The organism is Microbacterium sp. ACRRU, assembly GCF_022346945.1.
GTDB classification, from domain to species: domain Bacteria; phylum Actinomycetota; class Actinomycetes; order Actinomycetales; family Microbacteriaceae; genus Microbacterium; species Microbacterium mcarthurae.
The window spans coordinates 1-1,263 of record NZ_JAKRNI010000069.1 but is presented as its reverse complement, the minus strand read 5'-3'; the positions used below and the strand labels follow the sequence as shown (position 1 = coordinate 1,263).

Annotated in this window: 2 protein-coding genes; both read right to left on the bottom strand. The window is 66.0% G+C overall.

All coding sequences use genetic code 11. The features are described from left to right. Positions 1–40: 40 nt before the first annotated feature. A complete protein-coding gene (locus MHY30_RS15000) occupies positions 41–877 on the bottom strand; it encodes an IS3 family transposase (RefSeq protein ID WP_231728717.1) in 837 nt (278 codons plus the stop codon). 35 nt (positions 878–912) lie between these two features. Further along, positions 913–1,197: a transposase gene (locus MHY30_RS14995; RefSeq protein WP_061015166.1), complete on the bottom strand. Its 285-nt coding sequence runs from the start codon at positions 1,195–1,197 to the stop codon at positions 913–915. Positions 1,198–1,263 lie beyond the last annotated feature (66 nt).

Below are 1,263 nucleotides of genomic sequence, written 5' to 3'. Positions count from 1 at the left end.
GGAGCTTGACCCGCTTTTCCGGACGGGTTCTGTTTGTTGATCATGCCGCGATTTCGGCGGTGGTGTGAAGGGCTTCGTAGTCGGCGGGGCTGAGGTAGTTGAGAGCGGAGTGTCGGCGGCGGGGGTTGTAGAAGCCCTCGATCCACTCGAACATTGCGGACGCGAGCTGGGTCCTGGAGTCCCAGGTTGTGCGGTCGAGGAGTTCGCGTTGCATGACCGACCAGAAGCTCTCGATGAGGGCGTTGTCAACGGAAGAGGCGACGCGCCCCATCGATCCGAGCAGGCCGGCTTGCCTGAGTCGGTGACCGAAGAGCCAGGAGGTGTATTGCGCTCCCCTGTCGGCATGAACCACGGTTCCGGGGTCGGGGCGGCGTCGCCAGCGGGCCATCTCGAGCGCGTCGATGACGATCTCCGCGGTGATCCGGTCGCTGATCGACCACCCCACGATCCGCCTGCTGAACGCGTCGAGCACGGCGGCACAGTAGACCCACCCATCCTTCGCGCGGTGCTGCGTGATATCGCAGAACCAGAGCCGGTTCGGCGCGTCCGCTCGGAACTGCCGCTTCACGAGATCCTCGTGTGTGGCAGTGTCAGGCTTCCATCCACGGCGCTTCCGACGGTGTGACACCCCGACGAGGCCGTCCAGCCGCATCAGCCGGGCCACGCGCTTGCGGCCGGCGTGAACGCCGAGCCCGAGCCGCAGCTCGGCGAGTACGCGCGGCGCCCCGTATGTCTCGCGGGAGTCGGCGTGGATGCGACGGATCGTGGTCGTCAGCTCCGCATCTGCGATGGCTCGGGGCGACGGCGACCGATCTCTCCAGTCGTAGTAGCCGGAGGTTGAGACGTTCAGGAACCGGCAGGCCACCGCGACGGGGATCCCGTCCGCGGCGAGCTCCTGGACCAGCCGGAACCCTATTTTGGGAGCACGTTCTCCCGCGCGAAGTACGCCGACGCCCGCTTGAGGATCTCGATCTCCATCTCCAGCACCCGGTTCCGGCGACGCAGCTCGACGAGTTCCTTATGCTCATCGGTCGTGACGCCGGGCTTGCGGCCAGAATCGACCACGTCGCGTTTCATCCAGTTGCGCAGACAGGACTCGCTGATCCCGAGATCACGAGCGGTCTGACCGACAGGGTTGCCCTGGGCGACGAGGTCGAGGGCTCGACGCCGGAACTCCGGTGGGTGAGCAGCAGGCATCTCACGGACTCCTTCCGAGACGATCATCGCCTCAACTCAGGTGTCCGGAAAAGCGGGGCAGGCTCC